1 protein-coding gene is annotated in these 860 nt (G+C 41.5%); it reads left to right on the top strand.

The genetic code is table 11. The annotated features are described in order from the left end of the window. Positions 1-210: 210 nt before the first annotated feature. Positions 211-612: a hypothetical protein gene (locus tag QVO66_RS10745; RefSeq protein ID WP_288172827.1), complete on the top strand. Its 402-nt coding sequence runs from the start codon at positions 211-213 to the stop codon at positions 610-612. Positions 613-860 lie beyond the last annotated feature (248 nt).

Genomic DNA, 860 nt, shown 5'->3' with positions numbered 1-860 from the left:
CAGGACGACGTATTGAAACGTGCCTTGGTGAACGCATTGATAATAGGAGGTTACATAGACGGATACAAGCAAGTAGGTTATGACTGCCACCATTCAAGAAGTTTCGTTGATATCTTTGGGAATTCGTTGGAGGACAAGAAATTCTACATAGACTGCGACTTGGGCACTGAAGACACACTTTCATACCAGGACAGCTTCAAGTGGTACGATATGTCTGAAGGAAGAGCATACAACTACGAGGTAAACGGCTACGACTACGAGCTTGATACCACAGACGGAAGTATTGACGGGTATGAGGAGAACGATGATGAAAGCTATGACGAGTTCCATGAATGTTACGGTGACTTCGATACTACGATTGTAATGTACCACGGAAGGGAATACAGTTGCAGTGTTGACGACCTTGGGGAATTTGTATGGATTGACTCCGAGGAAATGTACTATCACGAGAGTGATGTTGACCGTTGTCCTTGGTGCGGCGAATGGTTTGTTAAGGATGACGGACATGAATCGGAAGTGACAGGTAGCTGCTATTGTTCGGAAGGATGCAAGGAGAAGGCGGAGGATTGTTATATCTCGGAACATCGTCAAATAGAACTTAAGGCAGCATAGCTAACGAATTAAAAAGTAACAATTAAAAATTCAACAACAAAACAAAAAATAAAATTAAAAACGTAAAAAATATGGACTTCAAACTTTTAAAACAGCTTTATAAAATCCACTCGAAGTCAGGATACGAGGGCAAGATAATTTCTTTCGTCTGTAAGTGGGTTGACAAGAACATACAAGGTGCAAAGATAGAACTTGACTGGAACACAGGGAACATCTATATCACGAAAGGCAAAGCGGAAACATATCCC

The organism is Prevotella sp. CAG:255 (assembly GCF_000431195.1).
GTDB classification, from domain to species: domain Bacteria; phylum Bacteroidota; class Bacteroidia; order Bacteroidales; family Bacteroidaceae; genus Prevotella; species Prevotella rara.
This window is presented reverse-complemented; position numbering and strand designations above follow the sequence as displayed.

Excerpts from the sequence above, each read along its gene's own strand:
- QVO66_RS10745 (WP_288172827.1), top strand. The coding sequence starts at position 211 with ATGTCTGAAGGAAGAGCATACAACTACGAGGTAAACGGCTACGACTAC.